Here is a 532-nt window from a genome sequence, read left to right as displayed (position 1 = left end):
GGGGGCTTCGCGGTTGGTGGTGGGTGGAATGACGGTTGTGGAGTACGGCCAGTCCGGGAACTTCATTTACCTGGCGAACGGGGTCAATCGCGCCGATAGCAACGTGATCTTGCGAAATGGCGCAACCCTTGCGGCACCGGAAGTGTTCCTGGTGAGTAACACCGGCTCGATCATCGTGGAGCAGGGGGCTTCGATCAACACCCTGGGGCGCGGTAATGCCAGCTACGATGCCCGTGACGGCTATATCTACCAGGTGGCCAACACGCTGGCGGTGTCCAATGGCCTGCTCAACGTGATCAGTGCGCCCAAGGTGGGCAGTGTGATCAGCCAGGGGATCAATATCGGTGCCTGCAGCGGTGGGGTGTGCGGTGGCCAGACCGGGCTGTACTCCAACGGCAGCATCGTGGCCCTGACCGACAGCACCTTCCAGCTCGGCGAACAGGTGCGTTACGGCACCCGTCACCTGAACCTGGGCGTGACGCACCCTCAATCTGGGCAGCGCCGAAGCCCTGACCGCAGCGGCGGCGGCGAA

At 63.3% G+C, this 532-nt stretch carries 1 pseudogene; it reads left to right on the top strand.

What is annotated here, in order from left to right:
* Positions 1-532, top strand: a pseudogene (locus OQK_RS01455) (hypothetical protein); the annotation flags it as partial.

This window comes from Pseudomonas sp. R62 (assembly GCF_000257605.1).
In the GTDB taxonomy this organism is placed as follows: domain Bacteria; phylum Pseudomonadota; class Gammaproteobacteria; order Pseudomonadales; family Pseudomonadaceae; genus Aquipseudomonas; species Aquipseudomonas atacamensis.
The sequence above is the reverse complement of the archived record's forward strand: the minus strand, read 5'-3'. Positions and strand labels throughout refer to the sequence as shown.